Raw genomic sequence first — 21,538 nt, forward strand, 5'->3', positions numbered from 1 at the left:
CAATGGCCAAGGGGAATCAGAGACGGGCGGGCGGCAGGCCGCGGGCGCCGAGCCTGCTGGAACGCTACCGACCGATCGAAGGCGTCGTCGACGAGATGGTCGACGCGGCCGGCAGCCCGCGCCCGGCCTGGCGCTCCTTTATCGACGCGCTCGACGATCTCGGGGCGGATCGGCTCGGGCAACGGTTTGCCCGCGCCGACCAGTATCTGCGCGATGCCGGCGTCTATTACCGTGTCTATGAGCAGGCTGGCGCCAATGAGCGGGAGTGGCCGCTCGCGCATGTCCCGCTGCTGATCGACGAGAAGGAATGGGCCGAGATCAGCGCCGGCCTCGTCCAGCGCGCCGACCTGTTCGAGGCGATCCTGTCCGACATTTACGGGCCGAACCGGTTGGTCGAGAAAGGCATTCTGCCGGCCGGCCTGATTGCAGCCAGCCCGGAATATCTGCGCCCGATAGCCGGCGTCCGGCCGGCCAACGGGCATTTTCTGCATATGGTCGCCTTCGAGCTCGGCCGTGGCCCGGACGGCCGCTGGTGGGTGCTGGGCGATCGCACCCAGGCGCCGTCGGGCGCAGGCTTCGCGCTGGAGAACCGCGTCGCCACAACGCGCGCGCTGTCGGATATCTATGGCGAGATGCATGTGCATCGGCTTGCCGGCTTTTTCCGCCGCTTCCGCGACGCGCTGAACGCTATGGCAAGGGAGTCGGGCGGCCGCGTCGCTATCCTGACGCCGGGACCGCTCAACGAAACCTATTACGAGCACGCCTATATCGCCCGCTATCTGGGCATCATGCTGCTCGAGGGCGAGGACCTGACCGTTTCCGGCGGCAGGCTGATGGTGCGAACCGTTTCCGGCCTGATGCCGATCGGCGTCCTGTGGCGGAGGCTCGATGCCGCTTTCGCCGATCCGCTGGAGCTCAGGCCGGACTCGCAGATCGGCACACCGGGATTGGTCGAGGCAATCCGGCGCGGCTCCGTTTCGGCCGTCAATGCGCTGGGTTCGGGCCTGATGGAGACGCGGGCATTGCTGTCGTTCCTGCCCAAGATCGCGCGAGAACTGCAAGGTGACGATCTCAAGCTGCCGAGCATCGCCACCTGGTGGTGCGGGCAAGAGGCGGAGCGCGCGCATGTGCTGGCCAATATCGACCGCATGGTGGTCGGCCCGGCGCTCTCGACCCGGCTTGCCTTCGAGGACGATGGCGCGACCCGGCTCGGATCGTCCCTTTCGGCCGGCGAGCGGGCCGAACTCATCGCGCGGATCGAGGCGGACGGCGCCGGCTTCGTCGGCCAGGAAGCCGTGACGCTGTCGACCACGCCGGTGTTCGTCGACGGCTTGCTGGAGCCGCGGCCTGCCAGCCTGCGCGTCTATCTGGCGCGCACGCCGGAAGGCTGGACGGTGATGCCCGGCGGCTTCGCCCGTGTCGGCTTTTCGCTCGACCCGACGGCGATTGCCATGCAGCGCGGCGGCCAGGCGGCGGATGTCTGGGTGGTCAGCGACAGGCCGGTCGAGCGCGAGACATTGTTGCCGCAGGAGCACGACGGCTTCACTCGCACCATGCCGGGCAGCCTGCCCAGCCGCGCGGCCGAGAACCTGACCTGGCTCGGACGTTATATCGAGCGCTCCGAAGACACGGTGCGCGTGCTGCGCGCCTATCACGTGCGGCTTGCCGAGACGTCCGATCCGGATATGCCGCTGCTTGCCGATATCAGGGACTATCTGGAACCGTTCGGCATCGACGTCGAAACGGCGATACCACCGGGGTTGATCGGCACTTTGGACAGCGCGGTCTACAGCGCCGGCCAGATTCGCGACCGCTTCTCTCCCGATGGCTGGCTGGCGCTGAAGGATCTGTCCAAGACCATCCACAAATTCGCGGAGACGGTCGCGCCCGGAGACGACGCGACGCGTGCGATGACGGTGATGCTGCGCAAGCTTGCCGGCTTTTCCGGCCTGCTGCACGAGAACATGTACCGCTTCACCGGTTGGCGCTTCCTGGAGATCGGCCGCAGGCTGGAACGCGGCATCCAGATCGCGCGCACGCTCAGCCAGCTGACAAGGAATGAGGCGCCGGAAGGGGCGCTGGACATGATGCTGGAGATCGGCGACAGCGTCATGACCCATCGCCGGCAATATCCGGTGCAGGCCGGGCGGCGCACGGTGATCGACCTGCTTGCGCTCGACCCGCTCAATCCTCGCTCGATCCTGTTCCAGCTCGAGCGGCTGAAGGCCGAGATCGGCATGCTGCCTTCGATCGGCGGCGAGGGGCACATGTCACCCGCCGCCAAGGAGATACTGCGGCTCAACACGGCAATAGCCGTCATGGAGCCGTCGGACATGAGCGCCAAGGCGCTCGACGACCTCGCCGGCCAGATAGGCGATCTCTACAACAGCCTCTCCAAGGCCTATTTCGGTTAGAGCGTTTCCAGCGAAAGGGATCGCCTTCAATGCTCTATCTCTCTGTTTTTGCGCAATTCCGGACGCAAGGCTACGGCGAAGCCGCCGAGCCCAACCGCTGCGCCTTTTTGCTGGAATTGCCCTAATGCTCTACGACATCAAACTCCATTTGCATTACGATTACGCCGCTGCCGCCGGTGGCGGACGGCACCAGGTGCGCGTCATGCCGCAGACGATCGCCGGAGTGCAGCGCGTGATCGCCGCCTCGCTGTCGTTCCAGCCGTCGCCGGCCGAGCGTGCCGATTTTTCCGATTTCTTCGGGAACAACGTCACCTCGATCGCTTTTCGCGACGCGCATGAGACGCTCGACATCCGCATGAGCGCGCGCGTGTCTGTCTCGCGGCCCGAGCCAGGTCTCGATGTCTCGCCCGATATAAGCGGGCTGAGGTCGGAGCTCGATCTGGTACGCTCGCTATTGCCGTCCGCGCCGCATCATTTCCTCGCCGCCAGCGACCATGCCGGCATCGAAGCGGCGATCACGGCCTATGCGCGGGAAAGCCTGGCCGGCTCGGCGGTGGCAACGGCGGCCGATCTCTGCAACCGCATCCATCGCGATTTCACCTATGACGGCAAGGCAACCACGGTGCAGACGCGGGCAAGCGACGCCTTCGCGCTGAAACGCGGCGTCTGCCAGGATTTCTCGCATATCATGATCGCCGGCCTGCGCGGGCTTGGCATTCCCGCCGGTTATGTCAGCGGCTTTTTGCGCACGATCCCGCCCAAGGGCAAGCCTCGGCTCGAGGGCGCCGATGCCATGCATGCCTGGGTCAAGGCCTGGTGCGGACGCGATGCCGGCTGGCAGGAGTTCGACCCGACCAACGGCATAAGGGCGAGCAACGACCATATCACGGTCGGCTACGGCCGCGACTATTCCGACGTCGCGCCGATCGTCGGCGTGTTGAAGACCACCGGCGGCCAGGTCGGCGAGCAAGCGGTCGACGTCATTCCGGTCGTCGTCGAAAAGGTGTAACGACAACCCGATTGCCCGTGGGCGCTTCTCAAATACGCCTGCCGTCGGTATCCTGGGCACGGGATTGACGGGGGCGCGCGCCTGCGTGGGCATGGCGCGCGGAGACGGATTTGGAAGCGGTAAGCGTCATCATACCAGCACATGATGCGGCTCGGACGATTGCCCGGACGCTCGCTTCACTGGTTTCGGAAAAAGAAGTTATCGGCGAGGTGCTGCTGGTTGACGATTCGTCGTCCGACGCCACCGCGGCCGTCGCCTCGGATTTGTCGTTACGGTGCGGGTTGCCGTTGCGCGTCGTCAATTCGAGCTGCCGTGACGCCGGCGGCTCCAGGAATCTGGCTCTGGAGCAGGCCCGCTTTCCCTGGATCTATCTGATCGATGCCGACGATATTCATCTGGAAGGCGGCCTGCGCGCACTGCTGGCCAAGGCCGCAGGGGATCGAGGAGCGGACATGGTGGTCGGCGCCTATCGCCGACAGGTCGGCGGCGAGGAGCGGTCGACCAAGCTGCCGGGCGGCTACACGACGAGCGGACCGGCCAATGCCTGCGCCTATCTCGAAGGGCGGATACGGTCGATCGCAGTCGGCAGCGCGCTGGTGTCGCGGCGGATTGTCGGCGACACGAAGTTCCCCACCGGGCTCGCCTATGACGAGGACACGCTGTTTTGGGCGCGCCTGATGGCCAAAGCCTCGCTTGCGGTCCTGACACGACCGATCTTCATCTATTTCGTCTCGGCGGAGCGTTCCGACGATCGTTTCACGATCAGGCCCGCCGCTTGCTTTCTCGAATGGCGCCTGGCGCTGCGCCGGCTCCGGTCCTGCGGCATCGCGGAGCGGTCGCTCAAGACCAGGGAAGGCCTCGTCGCCTTGAAGATCGCGCGCGTTCATTATGCGCGCGGCGATTTCGACGTGGCGGGAAGATTCCTCAGCGTGGCCGAAGCTGCGCCACGGACGGGCGCGGCTGTCTGGCGGTGCATGCGCTATCGGCTGAAGATCGCGTTGCGGCGCCGGTTCTCGGCGCCGGCCGCCCAATTGCAACGCGCCTGATGGCCGCAAGGCCGGATCTCGCGGTCGTGGTGATTGGTTTGCGGGCACCCGCCTCACTGGCGGCTGCGGTAAGGTCGGTGCTCGACCAGAATGTTCCGCTCGAGATCGTGGTGGTGAATTCCGGCGGCGGCAACGCCATGGCGCTGCTTGCCGATTGCGGCATCGGCGTAACTGTCATCGATGTCGAGGAGCGGTTGTTTGCCGGGGCCGCGCGAAATCGCGGCATCGCTGCAACGCAGGCTCCGTTCATCGCCTTTCTCGCGGATGACTGCCTGGCCTGTCCGCAATGGGCCGAAATCCGGCTGCAGCGTCACCGGGAGGGCGCCGCGGCTGTGGCGAGCGCCGTCCTCAACAGCCATCCGCGCAATCTGGTCGCCTGTGCAGCGCATCTCGTCACCTATATGCGACGCCTGCCCGGTCTCCCGGCCGGGAAGGCGCAGTGCTACGGCGTTTCGTTCGACCGGAAGTTGTTCGAGCGATATGGAGCGTTCGACGAGGGGCTGAAGTCCGGAGAAGATACCGAATTCATGGCCAGACTGCCGGAGGCTCTGCGGCCGGTCTGGGAACCGAGGGTCCTGACCGTTCACCGCAACGAGATGAGCTTGTCCGGCTTGCTTGCCGACCAGTATCGCCGCGGGCGCCGCTATGGCGCCTATCTCCGGTCCCTCGACACCGGAAAACCCATGCGTCCGTTCCGAAAGGTGTTCCGCGATCGGCGCAATGTCGGCAAGCTGATCAAGGAGGGGTTGTCCGGCAAGGACAGGACCTTCGCAAGGCTGTCGCTGCCGATCGTGTGGCTGGCATTGTTCGCCAAATCGCTGGGGGCGTCCGCCGGCGCCCGGCATGGCGACACGACGGAGGACCGGCGATGATCACCATCGAGATGAAGCCGCCGCGTCGGCGGCGCGGCCGATGGTTTTGGTCACAGCGCAAAATCGTCGCCGTCTTCAGCTATCGCTACGATCAGCATCTCGTGCCCGACCTTATCGCCAACCTCGCCCCCGTCGTCGACGGCTGGATCGCCTATGACGACCGCGCCTCGGAGGGGCTTTTCAGCAGCGAGCCGCAGAGGCGGCGTGCGCTTATCGCCGCGGCCCATGAAGCCGGCGCCGATTGGGTTCTGGCCATGGATCCTGATGAAAGGCTGGAACAAGCCGTTGCCGGCCGGATCGGCCGGCTGACCAGCGGGTCCAGGCGCATCGCCTGGGGGTTCCGCTGTCGGGAACTGTATACGCCGGCCAGCTACAGGATCGACGGCCGCTGGGGCCAGAAGATGCAGCACAGGCTTTTTGCCGCCTATCCCCCTGACCGTTATCGATCGAAAGATCTGCACGGCGCCTGGTTTCCCGACGATATCGGCTTCAGGCTCGAGGATAGCGGTCTCAATCTTTATCATTTGAAGATGATCGAGCCAAAGCGGCGGGCGGCACGTCGCGACCTCTACAATCGCCTCGATCCGGATCGCCGGCTGCAGCAGATCGGCTACGACTATCTGGCGGACGAGTCGGGAATGGTTCTCGAGGCCGTGCCGGCCGGGCGAGAGTACGTTCCCGCTCATGCCGACGACGGCGGGCTCTGGATGGCGGATCTCTCCGCCAAGCGGCGGGACTGAAAGCTGTTTCGGAACCAGCCACCGGTTACGCGCCTTATCTACGGGAACTTCCGTGGAGCCATCATGCTGCAACAATCGCGATCCTGCGTCGACCGGCCGGCAGGCGAGGACCGAAGCCGGAAAGACGGTGCGCAGGATTCGGCCGAGCGCGCGTCTCTCAGCTATGTCAGTGACACCGATCCCGGCGTCCGACGATTGAGAAAAGGCAAGGGATTTTCCTATGTCGGTCCGAACGGGCGCAAGGTCAGCGCGGAGACACTTGCCCGCATCAAGGCGATCGTCATTCCGCCGGCCTGGACGGATGTATGGATATCACCCGATCCGGGCGGCCACATCCAGGCAACAGGCCGGGATCAGCGGGGCCGCAAGCAGTACCGCTATCACCCGCAATGGACCGAGGAACGCGACGGCGTCAAATATTCCAGCCTCGTCGCCTTCGCGCAAAGCCTGCCTGCCCTCAGGCGGCAGATCGATGCCGATCTGCGCCGCCACGGGCTGCCGATGGAGCGCGTCGTCGCCTCGGTGGTCTGGTTGCTCGACAACACCATGATCCGGATCGGCAACGCAGCCTATGCGCGCGACAACAAGAGTTTCGGACTGACCACGCTGCGCGACCGCCATGTCGAGATCACGGGCTCCAGTCTGCGCTTCGCCTTCAAGGGCAAGTCGGGCAAGGAATGGAAGCTGAAGCTGGCCGATCGCCGCATCGCCAAGATCGTGCGCGGCGCCCAGGACCTGCCCGGGCAGAAGCTGTTCCAATATCTCGATGAGGATGGTGACCGGCGGCCGGTGCGTTCGGAGGACGTCAACCGCTATATTCGCGAGGCCTCCGGCGCCGAATTCAGCTCGAGGCATTTCCGCACCTGGGGCGGCACCATCCACGCCGCTTCGCTGTTTGCGCAGACCGAACTGCCGGAAAGCAAAACGCAGCAAAACCGGGTGATGAACAGCATCGTCGACAAGGTCGCCGAGCGGTTGGGCAACACCCGTGCCGTCTGTCGCAAATGCTACATCCACCCGCTGGTGTTCGAGGCGTGGAGCAACGGGCGCCTGCTCGACGAAATGGCCGAAGCCAATAAGCGCAAGCGCGTCATACCCGGCCTCGACGAGGAAGAAACGCTGGTGCTCAGATGGCTGCAGGCGCGCGGCGCCTGACAGGCGGTTGCGGAGATCGTCAAGTCAGTGATCCCTCGATAAATTTTTTTATCGACCTGGTGTCGGGAAGGGTCCTAGTGTCGCGTCCTTTGATACGGAAAGGACCTGCCATGCTTTACGCCATCCTCTGCTACGCCTCCGAAGACGTCGTTTGCTCCTGGAGCAAGGAACAGGACGACGAGGTCATGGCAAAGCTCCTCAACGTGCAGGACAAATACGCCAAGGCGGGCCGGCTGGGGCCGGTGGCGCGCCTGTTGCCGACGACGGCGGCCACGACGCTGCGAAAGGTCAAAGGGGAATCGATCGTGCTCGACGGTCCGTTCGCCGAGACCAAGGAACAATTCCTCGGCTTCTACACGCTCGAATGCAACGATCTCGACGAAGCCGTCGAATTCGCGCGCGAGCTTTCCGAAGTCAATCCGAGCGGCGGTTCCTACGAGATCCGGCCGGTTTCGGTCTTCAATCCGACAAAGGTCGCGGTATGACGGAACTCGCCTGGATAAACGCCGCGATCAGCAATGCCCGCCCGCAGGCGATGGGCGCGCTGCTGCGCTACTTCCGCGACCTCGACGCCGCGGAAGAGGCTTTCCAGGACGCGTGCCTGAGGGCGCTCAACAACTGGCCGAAGAACGGGCCGCCACGCGATCCCGCGGCTTGGCTGATCTTCGTTGGACGCAACAGCGGCATCGACGCCGTGCGCAAGCGCGCCAAGCAGGCGCCGATGCCGGAAGAGGACCAGATTTCCGATCTCGAGGATGCCGAAGGCGATATGGCCGAGCGGCTGGACGGTGCGCATTATCGCGACGATATCCTGCGGCTTCTGTTCATCTGCTGCCATCCGGATTTGCCGGCGACGCAGCAGATCGCGGTGGCGCTGCGCATCGTGTCCGGCCTCACCGTCAAGCAGATCGCGCGCGCCTTTCTCGTCGGCGAGAGCGCCATGGAACAGCGCATCACCCGCGCCAAGGCGCGCATTGCCGATGCCGGCGTGCCGTTCGAGACGCCGGGCGCGGTTGAGCGCTCGGAGCGGCTCGCCGCAGTCTCCGCAATGGTCTATCTGATCTTCAACGAGGGCTATTCGAGCAATGGCGGCGAGGCGCCGGCTCGCGTGCCGCTGTGCGAGGAGGCGATCCGGCTCGCCCGGCTGCTGCTCAGGCTGTTCCAGCAGGAACCTGAAATCATGGGGCTGACGGCGCTGCTGCTTCTCCAGCATGCGCGGGCACCGGCGCGTTTCGACGAAGGCGGCGAGATCGTGCTGCTCGAGGACCAGGACCGCTCGCTCTGGAGCCGCAAGATGATCGACGAGGGCTTGGCGCTGGTCGACAAGGCGCTGCGCCACCGCAAGCCCGGCCCTTATCAGGTGCAGGCGGCGATCGCGGCGCTGCATGCGCGGGCGGCGACGGCCGAGGATACCGACTGGACCGAAATCGACCTGCTCTATGGTCTGCTGGAGCAGATGCAGCCGTCGCCGGTGGTAACGCTCAACCGCGCCGTCGCGGTCAGCAAGGTGCGCGGCCCGGAAGCCGCACTTGCCATGATCGAGCCGCTGGAAGAGCGGCTGTCGGGCTATTTCCACTTCTTTGGGCTGAGGGGCGGGCTGCTGATGCAGCTTGGGCGCAACGACGAGGCGCGCATCGCCTTCGACCGCGCCATCGCCCTGGCCAACACCGCGGCCGAGGCGGCGCATATCCGCATGCATATCGACCGGCTGATCAAGGAAAGCACTGAGAAGTCTTCCTTCCAAAAAGCGCGCTGATCCGGCTTCGCCGTCTGGCCCAATTTCGCAATCCGGCCTTGGACCATGCCGGGGTAGCGGTTTTCCCCCGAAACGCGTAATGCCACGCCATGAAAGCGCCCGGCTGTGCCCGACGGCACGGACATGGCGCATGGCTTCCACGCCCGTCCCATGAGCGGCGGGATATGAAAGGGACAAAAATGACGTTAGCGAAGGAAACCGCTTCACTTCTTGAGAAACTGGGCGTCGCCAAAGATGCGCTTTCGGGGGGCGACCTGATCGTGCGCAGCCCGGTGACGGGCGAACAGATCGCGGCGCTGAAGTCGATCTCGGCCGCCGACGCCGGCAAGGCCATCGATGCCGCGCACAAGGCCTTCCAGGCCTGGCGGCTGGTGCCGGGGCCAAAGCGCGGCGAGCTGGTGCGCCTGCTCGGCGAGGAGCTGCGCGCGCATAAGGACGAGCTTGGCCGGCTGGTGTCGATCGAGGTCGGCAAGATCCCGTCCGAGGGGCTGGGCGAAGTCCAGGAGATGATCGACATCTGCGATTTCGCCGTCGGCCTTTCCCGGCAACTCTATGGCCTCACCATCGCCACCGAGCGCCCCGGACACCGCATGATGGAGACCTGGCATCCGCTCGGCGTCGTCGGGGTGATCTCGGCCTTCAATTTCCCGGTTGCCGTTTGGTCTTGGAACTCGGCGCTGGCCTTCGTCTGCGGCGACGCGGTGGTGTGGAAACCGTCGGAAAAGACGCCGCTGACGGCGCTTGCCTGCGAGGCGATCTTCAAGCGCGCCGCCAAGCGTTTCGGCACTGATGCGCCGGCAGGGCTGCTGCAGGTGTTGATCGGCGACCGTGCCGCCGGCGAGGTGCTGGTGGATCATCCGAAGGTGCCGCTGGTCTCGGCCACCGGCTCGACCCGCATGGGCCGCGAGGTCGGCCCCAGGCTCGCCAGGCGTTTTGCGCGCGCCGTGCTTGAGCTCGGCGGCAACAATGCCGGCATCGTCACGCCCACCGCCGATCTCGACATGGCGCTGCGGGCGATTGCCTTCGGCGCCATGGGCACGGCCGGCCAGCGTTGTACCACGCTGAGGCGCCTGTTCGTGCATGACAGCGTCTATGATGCGCTCTTGCCGCGGCTGAAGAAGGCTTATGAAACCGTCTCGGTCGGCAATCCGCTGGAGGGCAAGGCGCTGGTCGGTCCGCTGATCGACAAGGCGGCCTTCGACAACATGCAGAAGGCATTGAAGGAGGCTGAAGCGCATGGCGGCAAGGTGACCGGCGGCGCGCGCGTCGAGAACGGCCATCCGGACGCCTATTACGTGCATCCGGCACTGGTCGAAATGCCTGCCCAGGTCTCGCCGGTCACGGAAGAGACCTTCGCGCCGATCCTCTACGTGATGAAATACTCCGATTTCGACGAGGCGCTGGAACAGCACAATGCCGTGGGCGCCGGCCTGTCATCATCGATCTTCACGCGCGACCTGCAGGAATCGGAGCGTTTCCTTGGCGTCGACGGTTCGGATTGCGGCATCGCCAACGTCAATATCGGCACCTCGGGCGCCGAGATCGGCGGCGCGTTCGGCGGCGAGAAGGAGACCGGCGGCGGCCGCGAGAGCGGCTCGGACGCCTGGAAGGCTTATATGCGCCGCGCCACCAACACGGTGAACTATTCCAAGGCGCTGCCGCTCGCGCAAGGCGTGTCGTTCGACATCGATTGAGGGACGAAGCGACGGGTCAGCCCTCACCCGCGAGCTGACCCGGCTCGACTATCGATCGGGCCACGCCGGCGGAAGGCGGTCGATTGCTCAGAAAGCCTTGCCGGTAGCCGGATCGAAGAGGCGGAGCGCGTCCGCATCGAAGACGAACGCGCATGGCTGACCCTTGGCGACGCGGGCGCGCGGCGGCAAGGTCGCCGTCAAGTTCTGCGCACCGATCCGGGCCGTGGTGACCTGTTCGGGACCGGTCAGTTCGACGACGTCGATCTCGACCGGCAGTGACAGATCGGCGCCGCTGCCCGGCCCCAGCCGGAGCGCTTCCGGCCTCACCCCGACAATGACCTGAGCACCGTCGCGGCCTGCGTTGGCGTAGCGCGCCGGCAGTGCCAGTCGCGCATCGGTGCCGGCAATGGCGAGCTTGCCGTCCTCGACAAAAGCTTCCAGCATGTTCATCGCAGGCGCGCCGACGAAGCCTGCCACATAGAGCGTCGCCGGATGGTTGTAGATCTCTTCCGGCGTGCCGAGCTGCTCGACACGACCGTCGCGCATGACGGCGATGCGGGTCGCCAGCGTCATCGCCTCGATCTGGTCGTGGGTGACGTAGACGACCGTGGTGCGCAGCATCTCATGCAGGCGCTTCAGTTCGGTGCGCATCTCGAGCCGCAGCTTGGCGTCGAGGTTGGAGAGCGGTTCGTCGAACAGGAAGACCTGCGGCTTGCGCACCAACGCCCGGCCGATGGCGACGCGCTGGCGCTGGCCGCCGGAGAGCTGCCCGGGCTTGCGGTCGAGCAGGTTCTCGATTTGCAAAAGCTTCGCCGCCTCGCGCACCGCCTTGTCGCGCTCGGCGACGGGAACCTTGCGCATCTCCAGCCCGAAGCCGATGTTGCGGCTCACCGTCAGGTTCGGGTAGAGCGCGTAGGACTGGAAGACCATGGCGATGTCGCGGTTCTTCGGATGCACGCCAAGCACGGACCGGCCGCCGATCAACACGTCGCCGCTGGTCGCCTCGGCAAGACCAGCGATGATGTTGAGCAAGGTCGACTTGCCACAGCCGGAGGAGCCCAGCAGCACCAGGAACTCGCCGTTCTCGAGCGCGATGTCGATGCCTTTCAGCGTTTCGACGCTGCCGTAATTCTTGCGGATATCGCGGATTTCAAGCGCGCTCATGGATGGCTTCCTCGAAGAAAATCGGCCCGCCATAATCGCGGGGCAGGGTGGAAATGGCCCGCGATGCCACCTGAACAGCCGCTGCAAGGCAACGTGCCAGAGCGTGCTCCCGAGCAAGCGCCGCCAGAAAGGCGCCGTTGAAGACATCGCCGGCGCCGATAGTGTCGACGACGTTGACGCGTGGCGCGGTCGCATCGATGATCTGGCCGTCCGGGCCGATAGCGATCGCGCCCTCGGGTCCGCGCTTGACGACCACGGTCGCGGCTTTTTTCATGCCGTCGCGGATCTTGCGTGCCGCGTCCGTGGGATTCTTCAACCCCGCCAGCGTCGTCGTCTCGACCTCGTTGAAGAGCGCAAGCTCGCAACGCGACAGCCAGGCGCGCGCCGCGGCACAATTTTGCGCCGTCCAGCCATCCATCGGCCAGCCGGTGTCGAGCGCGACGGCGATGCGGTGTGCCTCCGCCCAATCGAAAAAAGCATCGTACTGGCGCGTGAGGTCGTCGGTCAGGAAGGAGCCGCAAAGCAGCGCGTAGCCGCCCGAAAGCCGCTTGCCGTCCAGAACCGAAAGCACGTCGTCGAGATTGAAGCGCGGCAGGTGACCGCGGGTGGTGAAGAAGGTGCGTTCGCCGTCCGGATGGGTCATGCCGACCGACAGCGTCGTGCCCTCCGTGTGGACCGGCCATCTCGCGGCGCGGCCCCCGAATGCTTCGCGCAGCCAGCGCCCGAACTGGTCGTCGCCAAGATTGGCGGCAATCTCGAAATCGATGCCCAGCGCCTGCCAGGCAAGCGCCGTGTTACCGGCCTGGCCGCCGACACGCAGGTCGTCGTGGTCGACGACGGTCTCCGTGCCCGCCTTCGGCCAAGGCGCGACCGGCCCGACGATCAGGTCGACGTTGACGTTGCCGATCACCGCGAGCGGCCGCATCACTCGCTCCTGGTGATCTTGGTGGTGCGCACCGGCGTTCCGGCATTCTCGACGCGGGAATCGGCGAAGGCGATCATCAGGCTTTGCGCCACCGGCAGCATGGCAAAGATCGCCGCCAGCCCGGACGCGGGCTTGAACCTCAATGTGACGGCGCCTGCGACCGGCGGTTTGCCCGAAGCGTCGAAGACGATCAGCGGGGCCCCGGTCTCGACCACTGAAGTGGCCATGGCGGTGACGAGGTCGGCGGTCGGGTCGTTGCCGCGGAAGAGCACGACGCCAATGCTTGGACCCAGCATCTCCATCGGCCCGTGGCGCAACTGACCCCCTTCGAGCGAGAAACAAGGCAGGCGCGACAGTTCGGTGAAGCCGAGCGCAAGGGCTTCAGCCACGCCTTGAAGCTTGCGGCCGGACGTGACGATGGTCGTGACCATCCTGAGCGCCGCGAGCGCGGCATCGATCTCGACCGTCTGGGGCGCCTTGAGCCCGGCGAGCGCGCCGGCGGGATCATCGCCTAGCGCAGCCAGGATGGCGAGATGCAGGGCGAAGGTCACGGTCAGGCTGCGGGTTGCGGCAAAGGCGAGCTCGCTACCGCCGGCGCCGACGAGGCAAGGCACTGTGCGGCCAAGGAACGAGCCGGCCTCGAGCGTCAGGCCGAAGGTCTCCGTGCGATCGCCGGTCTCGGCAAACCAGCGCAGCACCTCGGCGCTTTCGCCGGATTGAGAGGTGACGATCACCGTCTTGCCGGTCAGCGGCAGCGGCTGGCCAAGCTGCTCCGACAGCGGCAGCGCGATGGCGTCGATGCCATGCGCGCGATAGAGCGGCTCGACAGCGCGGGCGACGGCATGCGAGGCGCCCATGCCGAGCAGGAGGAGCCTGCCGTTCTTGTTGATCGAGGCAGCGATCTCGGCAGCTACTTCTCGATTGCTGTCGAACGAGGCAAGCGCATCCTCATGCTGGCGCGCCATCTCGCGGTCGATCGCGACGAGCCCTGCCGGGCGTTTCTCTTGAGCAGTCATGATTATCCTTTCACTCCGCCGCTGGTGAGGCCCGAGATCAGCGCGCGTTGCATGACGAGGCCGATCAGCACCGGCGGCAAGGCCGCAAGCACGCCGGCGGTGGCGATCAGTCCGTAGTCGGAGATGCGGCCGCCGGCGAGATCGGCGATGGCGACGGTCAGCGTCTTTGCCCGCTGGTCCGAGGTGAAGAGCAGGGCGTAGAAGAACTCGTCCCAGGCAAGCAGCACGGCAAACAGCGCCGATGTCGCCACCACGGGCGCAGCCAGAGGCAAGGTGATGATGCGCCAGGTCTGGAGCAGCCCCGCTCCGTCGATCATGGCCGCCGCCTCGATCTCGCGCGGGATGGAATCGAAACCCGATTTCATCAGCCAGGTGGTGAAGGGCGCGAGGATCGTCAGATAGATCAGCGCCAGGCCGAAGACGTTGTTGAGTAGGCCGAGATAGGACAGGCCCATGTAAAGCGATACGGAGAGGGCCACCGGCGGCAGCATGTAGGTGGCGATCACCATCGAAAGCGACCAGCCGACCGAAGGCGTTCGCGAAACGGCCCAGCCGGCTGGCACGGCAAGGACAACAGCGGCGAGCGTCGCCATGCCGGCGACCTCCAGGCTGTTGCGCAGCGATGCGGTGAAGGCGGCGCCGGCACTGTTCTCGACCCTCGATAGAAGCTGCGTGTAACGAGAGAAGTCGGCCGCCTGCGGCCACCAGCGCAGCGGCTTGGCGGCGAGGTCGGCGGCCGGCGATATGCTCATGACGAAGAGCCAGGCGAGCGGCGCCAGGACCACCGCGGCGAGCAGGATGGCGCAGGCATAGACGAAAGCGGTGAAGACAGGGCTCTTGCGTTCCATCAGGCCGCGCTCCCCGCGGTCTTCTTGACCAGCGTCGCATAGGCGACGGCGAGCACGGTGACGAGCAGGGTGACGATCAGCGCCAGCGAGGCGCCGGAGCCGGCGCGCTGGAAGGAGAAGGCTTCCTGGTAGACGAGGATCGACAGCGAGCGCGTGCTGTTGGCCGGGCCGCCGCGCGTCATGACCCAGATGATGTCGAAGACCTTGAAGGCCTCGATGGTGCGCAGCACCAGCGCCACCATCAGCGGGCCTGCAAGATAGGGCAGGATGACGAATCGGAAGCGGTTGAGCGGGCCGGCGCCGTCGACAAGTGCCGCGGCGGTGATGTCGCGCGGCACCGCCTGCAGGGCGGCGAGCGCAATCAGCGCGACCAGCGGGAAATTCTTCCAGCAGTCGGCGACGATCAGCGCCGCCAGGGCCGTTCCCGGCTCGCCTAGCCAGGAGCGGTAATCATCTATGATATGGAGCTGCGTCAGCGCCGCGTTCAGCGCGCCATATTCGGGATTGTAGATCAGCCGCCAGAGCGTCGCGTTGACGACGGTTGGCAGCGCCCAAGGCAGGATCATCAGCCCGCGCAGCACGGCGCGGCCGCGGAATTCCTGATTGAGCAGAAGGGCCGCAAGCACGCCGATCACCATCTCGGCGGCGACCGAGATAACCGCGAACCAGGTGGTGGTCGAGAGCGTGCGGGTGAAGTTCGAGCTGGTCAGCATCTTGGTATAGTTGTCGAAGCCGACGTAGTTGCCCGCCGTGCCGATCAGCTGGGCGTCGGTGAAGGAAAGCCTGACGGTATCGACCAACGGCCAGCCGATGACGGCCACCATGATCATCAGAAGCGGCAGCATCAACAGCCACGCGCGCGTCGTCATCCAGGTGCCCGACATCAGAGCGCCTCTCTCCTGTCATCCGGCTAGAGCGGTTCACCGTTTCACGGAAACGGCGAACCGCTCTATCTCTTTGTTTTGACGCAATTCCGGACGGAAAACCGCTTCACACTTTTCCTGGAATTGCTCTAGAAATAGCACGGGCGGCGCTCGTGGATGAGGCCGCCCGCGTGGAGGAACGCCAGATCAGAGGCCGCTGTTTTCGGCAGCGGTCTTGAGCGCGTCTTCCGGTGTCGCCTGGCCGAGCAGCGATTCCTGGATCGCCTGCTGCAGCGCCGTCGACAGCTGCTGGTATTTCGGCGTGGTCGGGCGCGGATACATCGCGGCAAGACCGAGCTTGGCGGCGGCGATCAGCTCTTCCTGGCCCTTGGTGACGGCCGGATCGTCATAGGACGAGGCCCAGATCGGCAGCGACAGCTTGGCATACTGGTTCTGCGTCGCCTGCGAGGTCATGAACTCGATATATTTCCAGGCTTCGTCCGGGTGCTTCGACACCGCCGTGACGCCAAGGCCCATCGAGCCGTTGACGGCCGAGACCTCGCTGGTGCCGGCAACGCCCGGCGCCGGCACGACGCCAACCTTGCCCGCGACCTTGGAGTCCTTCGGATCGTTGGCCATGTTGTACATGTAGGTCCAGTTCAGCGCGAAAGCGGCATCGCCGTTCTCGAACACCTTGCGCACATCCTCTTCCAGGAATTCCTTGGAGTTCGGATTGGTCAGGCCCGACTTGTAGCTGTCGACCATGTATTTCAGCGCCGAGAGACCGCCGCCGTTCTGGAAGTCGGGCTTGCCGTCCTTGAGGAAGTCGCCGCCATAGGCGCTGACCAGCGTGGTGTAGTCGCAGATGGCGGCTTCGGCCTGCGACCAGCTCCAGGCGATCGGCGTCTTCAGCAAGCCCTTGTCCTGAATGATCTTGGCCTGCTGGCCGAGTTCTTCCCAGGTCTTCGGCGGCGCCTTGATACCGGCCTTTTCCAGGATTTCCTTGTTGTAGAACAGGTATTTGGTGTCGAGGATCCATGGCATGCCATAGTACTTGCCGTCATACTGGACGGTGGTCCAGGCACCGGGCAGAACGCCCTTCTTCATGTCATCGGTGATCTTCGACGACACATCGACCAGCACCTTGTTGGTCGCATATTCGGCCGGCCAGATGACGTCGAACAGCACCACGTCATAGCCGCCGCCGGATCCTTGGGCGAGCACGGTCTTGTCGTGCAGGCCTTCATAAGGAACGAATTCGAGATTGACCTTGATGTCTGGATTAGCCTTGGTGAAGGCCTCCGTCATCGAGCGCACGTCAGCCTCGCTATAGGCGGCCTGCGCCATGAAGAGCGCGTTCAAGGTGGTTTCAGCAAAGGCGTGGGGGACGAGCAGCCCGCCAACGAACAACGCGCCCAGAAGTGTCTTACCGATCGATTTCAGCATTTGTCTTTCTCCCATTTTCGACGGCTGCGAGTGGGCGGCCAAGGCTGTGCCGCTTTCTCGAATTCGCATCGCGTCTGACCGGATCCATCCCCAACGGCGCGCGGCGGAGCTCGAAAGCTTTTGCCGTCTTTTTTAGAACCGCGGAGGTCTCACCTATTAAGTCAATTCGCTTGACTTAATTAGTCGATCAATCCTTTAATGGAGTCAAGAGGGGAAACGACGGTGCACGATATCAGCCCAATCCGCGCCAAAAGCGGCACCAACCAGGAGGGAACGAGCGCCCATAACCGCCGCGTCATGATCGAGGCGCTGCGGCTCAACGGCGCGCTTTCACGCGCCGACCTGGCACGGGCGACGCAGCTGACCAAGCAGGCGGTCTCCAACATCATCGAGGATCTCGAGCGCGATGGCCTGGTCGTGGCGCTGGATGCGGTGCGCAAGGGCAGGGGACAGCCTTTCACGCCCTACCGGCTGGTTCCCGAAGGGGCCTTCGCCATCGGGCTGCAGATCGACCGGCATCTGACGCGCGTGGTGGTGGTCGACCTCGTCGGCAAGGTGATCGCGCGCGCCGAGGCGGGACTGCCGTTCGACGAGCCTTCGGCGGGCGTCAGGATCATCCTCGGCTTGGTCGACCGCGTCAGGCGCGAGCTGGCTTCCTTGTTTGCCCAGTCCGAGCGGCGACTGGTCGGACTGGGCGTCGCCATGCCGGGACCCTTCGGGCTGAAGAACCCCGACAACAAATGGATGATGCCTGCCTGGCAGCAATTTCCGCTGGTGGAGGCGCTTGCGGCCGGCACCGGGCTCGATGTCGGCTTGCAGAACGATGCGGCGGCCTGCGCGACGGCGGAGCGGATCGTCGGCGCGGCGCACGGCGTCGATCACGCCGTCTGCCTTTATGTCGGTTACGGCATAGCCGCCGGACTGATCCTCAATGGCGAACTCTACAGCGGCGGCAACGGCAATGCGGGCGAGGTCGGCATGGCGCTGCTTTCGCCGGCCGGCCCCAGTTCCACGCCGCTCGAACACCGTGCATCGCTGGCCTCGCTCTATCAGCATCTCGGCGTCGACCCCACCGAGAGGGGGCTTTACGAGACGCTCGGCGCACTGGCGCTTGCGCAGGATCCGCGGGTCATGGGCTGGGTCGAAAGAGCCGCGTCCGACCTGCGCTGGGGCGTGCATCTGATCGAAACGATCTTCGATCCGCAAACCGTCATCCTCACCTCCAGCGCGCCAGAGGCGCTCGCCCGGCTCCTGCTTCGGGCCATGCATCCGCTGCTGCCGTCGATCGCAGATCGACCGGTCCGGCGCCTGCCACGGCTGCAACTGGGCACCACCGACCCCTGGGCGATCGCGGTCGGCGCCGCGGCAGAGCCGATCAGCCGGGCCTTCGATCCGCGCTTTTCCGCGATCCTGAAGGCTGGATAGAAGCGGTCAGCCCGTCGCCTGCGTCGTGCTGGCTGCGAAGCCGCGTCGATGATGGCGAGCTTGACCGCCTGCGCGGCGCCCGCCAGCGCGGGTACCGGTCTTGGGCGGCGCCGGGCGGAGTCTTGACGGTCAGCGATTCTTCAGAGCCGAGATACAGGCTTCGAAGGCCTCGTCGACGACGGCGAGCTTGGCTGCCTGGACGGCCATGTATTCGTCGAAGAAAGCCCTCGAAACCCACATCACGGAATGGCCGCGCTGGCCGATCCAGCCGATGCTGCCGAGCGCCTCGGCATCATACAGTTTGCGCGCCAGATGGGTGCGTGAGAGCTTCAGCCAGTGGGCGAATTCCCTGACCGAGATGACGCCGGTCGGTATCCTGTCGAGATGGACATCCTCAGGATCGATACCGGACATCAGCCAGTCCATGACGATGCCGCCGTTGTTTAGCCAGATAAACAATGAAAAAGTCTGCCCAGGCTCCCGCACTGCGCCGCTGGCCAGCAATCCATCGGCGATCAGAGGCTGCAGGATGGGCAGCATCTCGGGTCGCTCGAGGAAGTTTTCCAGCCGGTTCGCGCCATCTATGCGGTCGAGCGTTCTCAGATGCGCGTAAATCCAGCCGGTGAAGGTCTCTATGGTGCCCGCCGTGACCCGCAACGGATGGGCGCGGCCATCACCGCTGGCCGAAATATATTCGGCGATGTTGTAGCGCAGCATCTCCTTGACGAAGGCCTCGGCGGTGTTGCGGCTGGCCACGGAATTGCGGCGCACGACCTCGATGAAACGCGCCATCGTCATGTCGGTGCGGCGGTCGTTGGGATCGCGCCGGAAATGCAGAGCCAAGCCGACATGAGCGAGCAGCCAGCGCTGCTGGGTGGCAAACACGGCAGCCAGCCGCGGGCTCGTTTGATAAATATGGATGAGCGCTTTGGACTGCTCCTGGACACCGCGAAGCGCTGCCGGATGACGGGCGATTTCTGCGGCACTCAGCGGCATTTCCTACGGCACTCCATGCGATTCCAAGCAACGACAAATGAAGATTCCCAGTCTTCGCCGGTCGTGTCCAGTTGCCCATTGGAACAACGAACGATCAGGCGGTGAATTCGCTGCTAACTCTTTGCATCGGTTCGGGAAAGCCGTCGGGCCCGCAGCTCCTGCGTTGAATTGACGAGTCCCGCCAGGCGAGCATAGGTTCCGCGCCATCGGGGCTGCGGGGAGTGCTTCCCGGGGCCGGGCTCCGTCCCTGGTGCCGATTCGCAGACAATCCTGCAGGATCCGCGCTTCGAGGATGCCGCGTTCTGTCGGGCCAGCGCGACGGTCTCCAATACATGCGCCTTGGCGTCGGCCGCGCCGGTCGGCGCCGAACGATAACGTATGGGTGACGAGGAATCCGCGCAGCACTTTGCAGCCTGAGGAGGGCGGCCTATCCTGGTCGGTGATGGCCGACCCTGAGTGAAACGATGCCGAGAACAATCAGGACGCTGACCGCCAGCGAGGTGGAAACGCTTGTTGGCTGGGCAGCGGAGGAGGGCTGGAATCCGGGCACCGGCGATGCCGCGGCGTTTCGGGCGGTCGATCCGCAAGGGTTCATCGGCGCCTTTGTCGGCGGCGAGATGGTGGCCGGCATTTCGGCCGTCGCATACGGCTCGGGCTTTGGCTTTATCGGCCTCTACATCTGCCGGCCCGACCGGCGTGGCGAAGGTCACGGCAAGGCGGTCTGGGACGCGGGCATGGCGCGTCTGGGCAACCGCATCATCGGTCTCGACGGGGTGGCCGAGCAGCAGGCGAACTACCGGCGTATGGGCTTCGTGCCTGCCTATGAGACCGTCCGCCACAGCGGCCGCCCCGCCGGCTTGCCCGAGGGCGACAAGACAAGACCCGTGGCGGCCGGCGACATGGTCGAGATTTTCGCCTACGATCGCAAGTGCTTTCCAGCACTGCGCGAAACCTTCCTTGGCGAGTGGCTGCGGCCGCCGCGGATTGCGCGGCTCTCAGCCGGATCGGACGGCATTACCGGCTACGGCGTGGCGCGCCGCTGCAGGCAGGGTTTCAAGGTCGGGCCGCTGTTCGCAGATCGGACGGACCTGGCCTTGGCAATGCTGGCGGACCTTTCAAGCAGGATCGGCAATGAGGCAATGCATATCGACGTGCCGGCCGGCCAGGTTCAATTCACCGCCATGCTGCAGGCCGCCGGCATGGTTCCGGGCTTCACGACGACACGCATGTACAAGGGCGGCAAGTCGGGCAACGACCAGTCGACGGTTTTCGGCGTCACGACGCTCGAGCTGGGATGATCGCGTGCTGAGATCATTGTTTTGCCTGGCTGGTCCATGCGACATGGCTCCATGACGTGATTGCCTTTGCCGAGCTGCGTTTCGGAGATTATCGAATGGCTGGAAGGACGGTTCTGATCGCCGGCGGCGCCGGCGGAATGGGTCTGGCGACCGGACTCCGTTTCGCCGCCGACGGCGAGCGGATCGTGCTCGCGGATCTTCCCGGCCCCAAGCTCGACGGCGCCGTTGCCAAGATTGCCGCGGCCGGGGCGGGCGCGATCGGCTTGCCGCTCGATATCCGCTCCGTCGCTGCCTGCCGCGACGTGGTGGGCAAGGCCAGGGAGTGGGGCGGTGCGATCGACATTCTCGTCAACGCCGCCGGGGTCTGGCTCGAGGGACCGGCACACGAGGTCGAGGAAGATCAGTGGGACCTGGTGCTGGACGTCAATCTCAAGGGAGCCTTCTTCCTGATCTCGGCAGCCATACCGCATCTGTCGGCGGCGCAGGGCGTGATCGTCAACATTGCATCCGACGCCGGCATCGTCGGCAACAACGGGGCTTCCGTCTATTGCGCCTCGAAGGGCGGACTGGTGCTCTTGACCAAGGCTCTCGCGCTGGAACTCGCCCCGCAAGGCATCAGGGTCAACGCCGTCTGTCCTGGCGACACGGCAACGCCGATGATCGAATATCAGGCCAAGACCTATGGTGCGGACGACCCCGACGGCTACAAGCGCCGGCTCCTGGGGCACTATCCGCAAGGGGACAAAGCAAGGTTCATCCAGGTGGAGGAGATTGCTTCCTTCATCCACTATCTGTGCCAGCCGGGCGCGGCGCCGATCACCGGGGCCGCGCTTTCGATCGATTTCGGCGTCAGCGCCGGCTATTGAGCCGG

General features: G+C 65.1%; 19 protein-coding genes. 12 read left to right on the forward strand and 7 right to left on the reverse strand.

The features are described from left to right. Positions 1-2: 2 nt before the first annotated feature. The 9 genes from LB552_RS08765 (at position 3) to LB552_RS08805 (ending at position 10,686) form a co-directional block, all read left to right on the forward strand. Positions 3-2,414 carry a circularly permuted type 2 ATP-grasp protein gene (locus LB552_RS08765; RefSeq protein WP_224603984.1) on the forward strand — a complete coding sequence of 804 codons (2,412 nt, stop codon included), beginning with the start codon at positions 3-5 and terminating at the stop codon, positions 2,412-2,414. Between the two features lie 124 nt (positions 2,415-2,538). After that, on the forward strand, positions 2,539-3,423 hold the full coding sequence (locus LB552_RS08770) for a transglutaminase N-terminal domain-containing protein (RefSeq protein ID WP_224603986.1): 885 nt from the start codon (positions 2,539-2,541) through the stop codon (positions 3,421-3,423). 110 nt (positions 3,424-3,533) lie between these two features. Continuing rightward, a complete protein-coding gene (locus tag LB552_RS08775) occupies positions 3,534-4,469 on the forward strand; it encodes a glycosyltransferase family 2 protein (RefSeq protein WP_140842015.1) in 936 nt (311 codons plus the stop codon). Beyond that, positions 4,469-5,341 (forward strand): glycosyltransferase family 2 protein, encoded by an 873-nt coding sequence (locus LB552_RS08780; RefSeq protein WP_224603988.1) that lies wholly within the window; start codon positions 4,469-4,471, stop codon positions 5,339-5,341. Before LB552_RS08775 ends, LB552_RS08780 begins: the two co-directional genes overlap by 1 nt. Continuing rightward, positions 5,338-6,081 carry a hypothetical protein gene (locus LB552_RS08785; RefSeq protein ID WP_224604003.1) on the forward strand — a complete coding sequence of 248 codons (744 nt, stop codon included), beginning with the start codon at positions 5,338-5,340 and terminating at the stop codon, positions 6,079-6,081. The genes LB552_RS08780 and LB552_RS08785 overlap by 4 nt, the downstream gene beginning before the upstream one ends. Before the next feature lie 63 nt (positions 6,082-6,144). Further along, on the forward strand, positions 6,145-7,236 hold the full coding sequence (locus LB552_RS08790; protein WP_224604006.1) for a DNA topoisomerase IB: 1,092 nt from the start codon (positions 6,145-6,147) through the stop codon (positions 7,234-7,236). 110 nt (positions 7,237-7,346) lie between these two features. Further along, complete coding sequence (locus tag LB552_RS08795; RefSeq protein ID WP_095766415.1) at positions 7,347-7,721, forward strand: YciI family protein; 375 nt, start codon at positions 7,347-7,349, stop codon at positions 7,719-7,721. Further along, positions 7,718-8,992, forward strand: coding sequence for an RNA polymerase sigma factor (locus LB552_RS08800; RefSeq protein WP_224604009.1), 1,275 nt, complete (start codon positions 7,718-7,720; stop codon positions 8,990-8,992). The genes LB552_RS08795 and LB552_RS08800 overlap by 4 nt, the downstream gene beginning before the upstream one ends. Before the next feature lie 179 nt (positions 8,993-9,171). Further along, positions 9,172-10,686 carry an aldehyde dehydrogenase family protein gene (locus tag LB552_RS08805; RefSeq protein WP_224604011.1) on the forward strand — a complete coding sequence of 505 codons (1,515 nt, stop codon included), beginning with the start codon at positions 9,172-9,174 and terminating at the stop codon, positions 10,684-10,686. A gap of 87 nt (positions 10,687-10,773) precedes the next feature. On the opposite strand, the gene LB552_RS08810 is transcribed toward LB552_RS08805, so the two are convergent. The 6 genes from LB552_RS08810 to LB552_RS08835 form a co-directional block, all read right to left on the reverse strand. After that, positions 10,774-11,850: an ABC transporter ATP-binding protein gene (locus LB552_RS08810; RefSeq protein ID WP_224604013.1), complete on the reverse strand. Its 1,077-nt coding sequence runs from the start codon at positions 11,848-11,850 to the stop codon at positions 10,774-10,776. Further along, positions 11,837-12,775 (reverse strand): PfkB family carbohydrate kinase, encoded by a 939-nt coding sequence (locus LB552_RS08815; protein ID WP_095766418.1) that lies wholly within the window; start codon positions 12,773-12,775, stop codon positions 11,837-11,839. The genes LB552_RS08810 and LB552_RS08815 overlap by 14 nt, the downstream gene beginning before the upstream one ends. Continuing rightward, entirely contained in the window at positions 12,775-13,797 is a 1,023-nt protein-coding gene (locus tag LB552_RS08820) for an SIS domain-containing protein (protein WP_224604706.1), read from the reverse strand. The genes LB552_RS08815 and LB552_RS08820 overlap by 1 nt, the downstream gene beginning before the upstream one ends. After that, positions 13,794-14,639 (reverse strand): carbohydrate ABC transporter permease, encoded by an 846-nt coding sequence (locus LB552_RS08825; RefSeq protein ID WP_224604014.1) that lies wholly within the window; start codon positions 14,637-14,639, stop codon positions 13,794-13,796. The genes LB552_RS08820 and LB552_RS08825 overlap by 4 nt, the downstream gene beginning before the upstream one ends. After that, on the reverse strand, positions 14,639-15,523 hold the full coding sequence (locus LB552_RS08830) for a carbohydrate ABC transporter permease (protein ID WP_224604017.1): 885 nt from the start codon (positions 15,521-15,523) through the stop codon (positions 14,639-14,641). The genes LB552_RS08825 and LB552_RS08830 overlap by 1 nt, the downstream gene beginning before the upstream one ends. A gap of 186 nt (positions 15,524-15,709) precedes the next feature. After that, entirely contained in the window at positions 15,710-16,948 is a 1,239-nt protein-coding gene (locus LB552_RS08835) for an extracellular solute-binding protein (protein ID WP_224604020.1), read from the reverse strand. Between the two features lie 222 nt (positions 16,949-17,170). Between LB552_RS08835 and LB552_RS08840 the strand changes: the two genes are divergently transcribed. Next, positions 17,171-18,373 carry an ROK family transcriptional regulator gene (locus LB552_RS08840; protein WP_224604023.1) on the forward strand — a complete coding sequence of 401 codons (1,203 nt, stop codon included), beginning with the start codon at positions 17,171-17,173 and terminating at the stop codon, positions 18,371-18,373. Between the two features lie 129 nt (positions 18,374-18,502). Here the strand turns inward: LB552_RS08840 and LB552_RS08845 are convergent, their stop codons facing one another. Further along, positions 18,503-19,369 (reverse strand): hypothetical protein, encoded by an 867-nt coding sequence (locus tag LB552_RS08845; protein ID WP_224604026.1) that lies wholly within the window; start codon positions 19,367-19,369, stop codon positions 18,503-18,505. 464 nt (positions 19,370-19,833) lie between these two features. On the opposite strand from LB552_RS08845, the gene LB552_RS08850 reads away from it, so the two are divergent. After that, complete coding sequence (locus LB552_RS08850) at positions 19,834-20,667, forward strand: GNAT family N-acetyltransferase (protein ID WP_224604028.1); 834 nt, start codon at positions 19,834-19,836, stop codon at positions 20,665-20,667. Positions 20,668-20,762: 95 nt separating this feature from the next. Beyond that, positions 20,763-21,533, forward strand: coding sequence for an SDR family NAD(P)-dependent oxidoreductase (locus LB552_RS08855; RefSeq protein ID WP_224604031.1), 771 nt, complete (start codon positions 20,763-20,765; stop codon positions 21,531-21,533). The last annotated feature ends 5 nt before the right edge of the window (positions 21,534-21,538 follow it).

Source organism: Mesorhizobium sp. CA7 (genome assembly GCF_020165015.1).
Lineage (GTDB): Bacteria > Pseudomonadota > Alphaproteobacteria > Rhizobiales > Rhizobiaceae > Mesorhizobium.

Coding starts and splice junctions, on each gene's coding strand:
- LB552_RS08765 (WP_224603984.1), top strand. CDS start 3: ATGGCCAAGGGGAATCAGAGACGGGCGGGCGGCAGGCCGCGGGCGCCG.
- LB552_RS08770 (WP_224603986.1), top strand. CDS start 2,539: ATGCTCTACGACATCAAACTCCATTTGCATTACGATTACGCCGCTGCC.
- LB552_RS08780 (WP_224603988.1), top strand. CDS start 4,469: ATGGCCGCAAGGCCGGATCTCGCGGTCGTGGTGATTGGTTTGCGGGCA.
- LB552_RS08785 (WP_224604003.1), top strand. CDS start 5,338: ATGATCACCATCGAGATGAAGCCGCCGCGTCGGCGGCGCGGCCGATGG.
- LB552_RS08790 (WP_224604006.1), top strand. CDS start 6,145: ATGCTGCAACAATCGCGATCCTGCGTCGACCGGCCGGCAGGCGAGGAC.
- LB552_RS08795 (WP_095766415.1), top strand. CDS start 7,347: ATGCTTTACGCCATCCTCTGCTACGCCTCCGAAGACGTCGTTTGCTCC.
- LB552_RS08800 (WP_224604009.1), top strand. CDS start 7,718: ATGACGGAACTCGCCTGGATAAACGCCGCGATCAGCAATGCCCGCCCG.
- LB552_RS08805 (WP_224604011.1), top strand. CDS start 9,172: ATGACGTTAGCGAAGGAAACCGCTTCACTTCTTGAGAAACTGGGCGTC.
- LB552_RS08810 (WP_224604013.1), bottom strand. CDS start 11,850: ATGAGCGCGCTTGAAATCCGCGATATCCGCAAGAATTACGGCAGCGTC.
- LB552_RS08815 (WP_095766418.1), bottom strand. CDS start 12,775: ATGCGGCCGCTCGCGGTGATCGGCAACGTCAACGTCGACCTGATCGTC.
- LB552_RS08825 (WP_224604014.1), bottom strand. CDS start 14,639: ATGGAACGCAAGAGCCCTGTCTTCACCGCTTTCGTCTATGCCTGCGCC.
- LB552_RS08830 (WP_224604017.1), bottom strand. CDS start 15,523: ATGTCGGGCACCTGGATGACGACGCGCGCGTGGCTGTTGATGCTGCCG.
- LB552_RS08835 (WP_224604020.1), bottom strand. CDS start 16,948: ATGCTGAAATCGATCGGTAAGACACTTCTGGGCGCGTTGTTCGTTGGC.
- LB552_RS08845 (WP_224604026.1), bottom strand. CDS start 19,369: ATGCCGCTGAGTGCCGCAGAAATCGCCCGTCATCCGGCAGCGCTTCGC.
- LB552_RS08850 (WP_224604028.1), top strand. CDS start 19,834: ATGCCGAGAACAATCAGGACGCTGACCGCCAGCGAGGTGGAAACGCTT.
- LB552_RS08855 (WP_224604031.1), top strand. CDS start 20,763: ATGGCTGGAAGGACGGTTCTGATCGCCGGCGGCGCCGGCGGAATGGGT.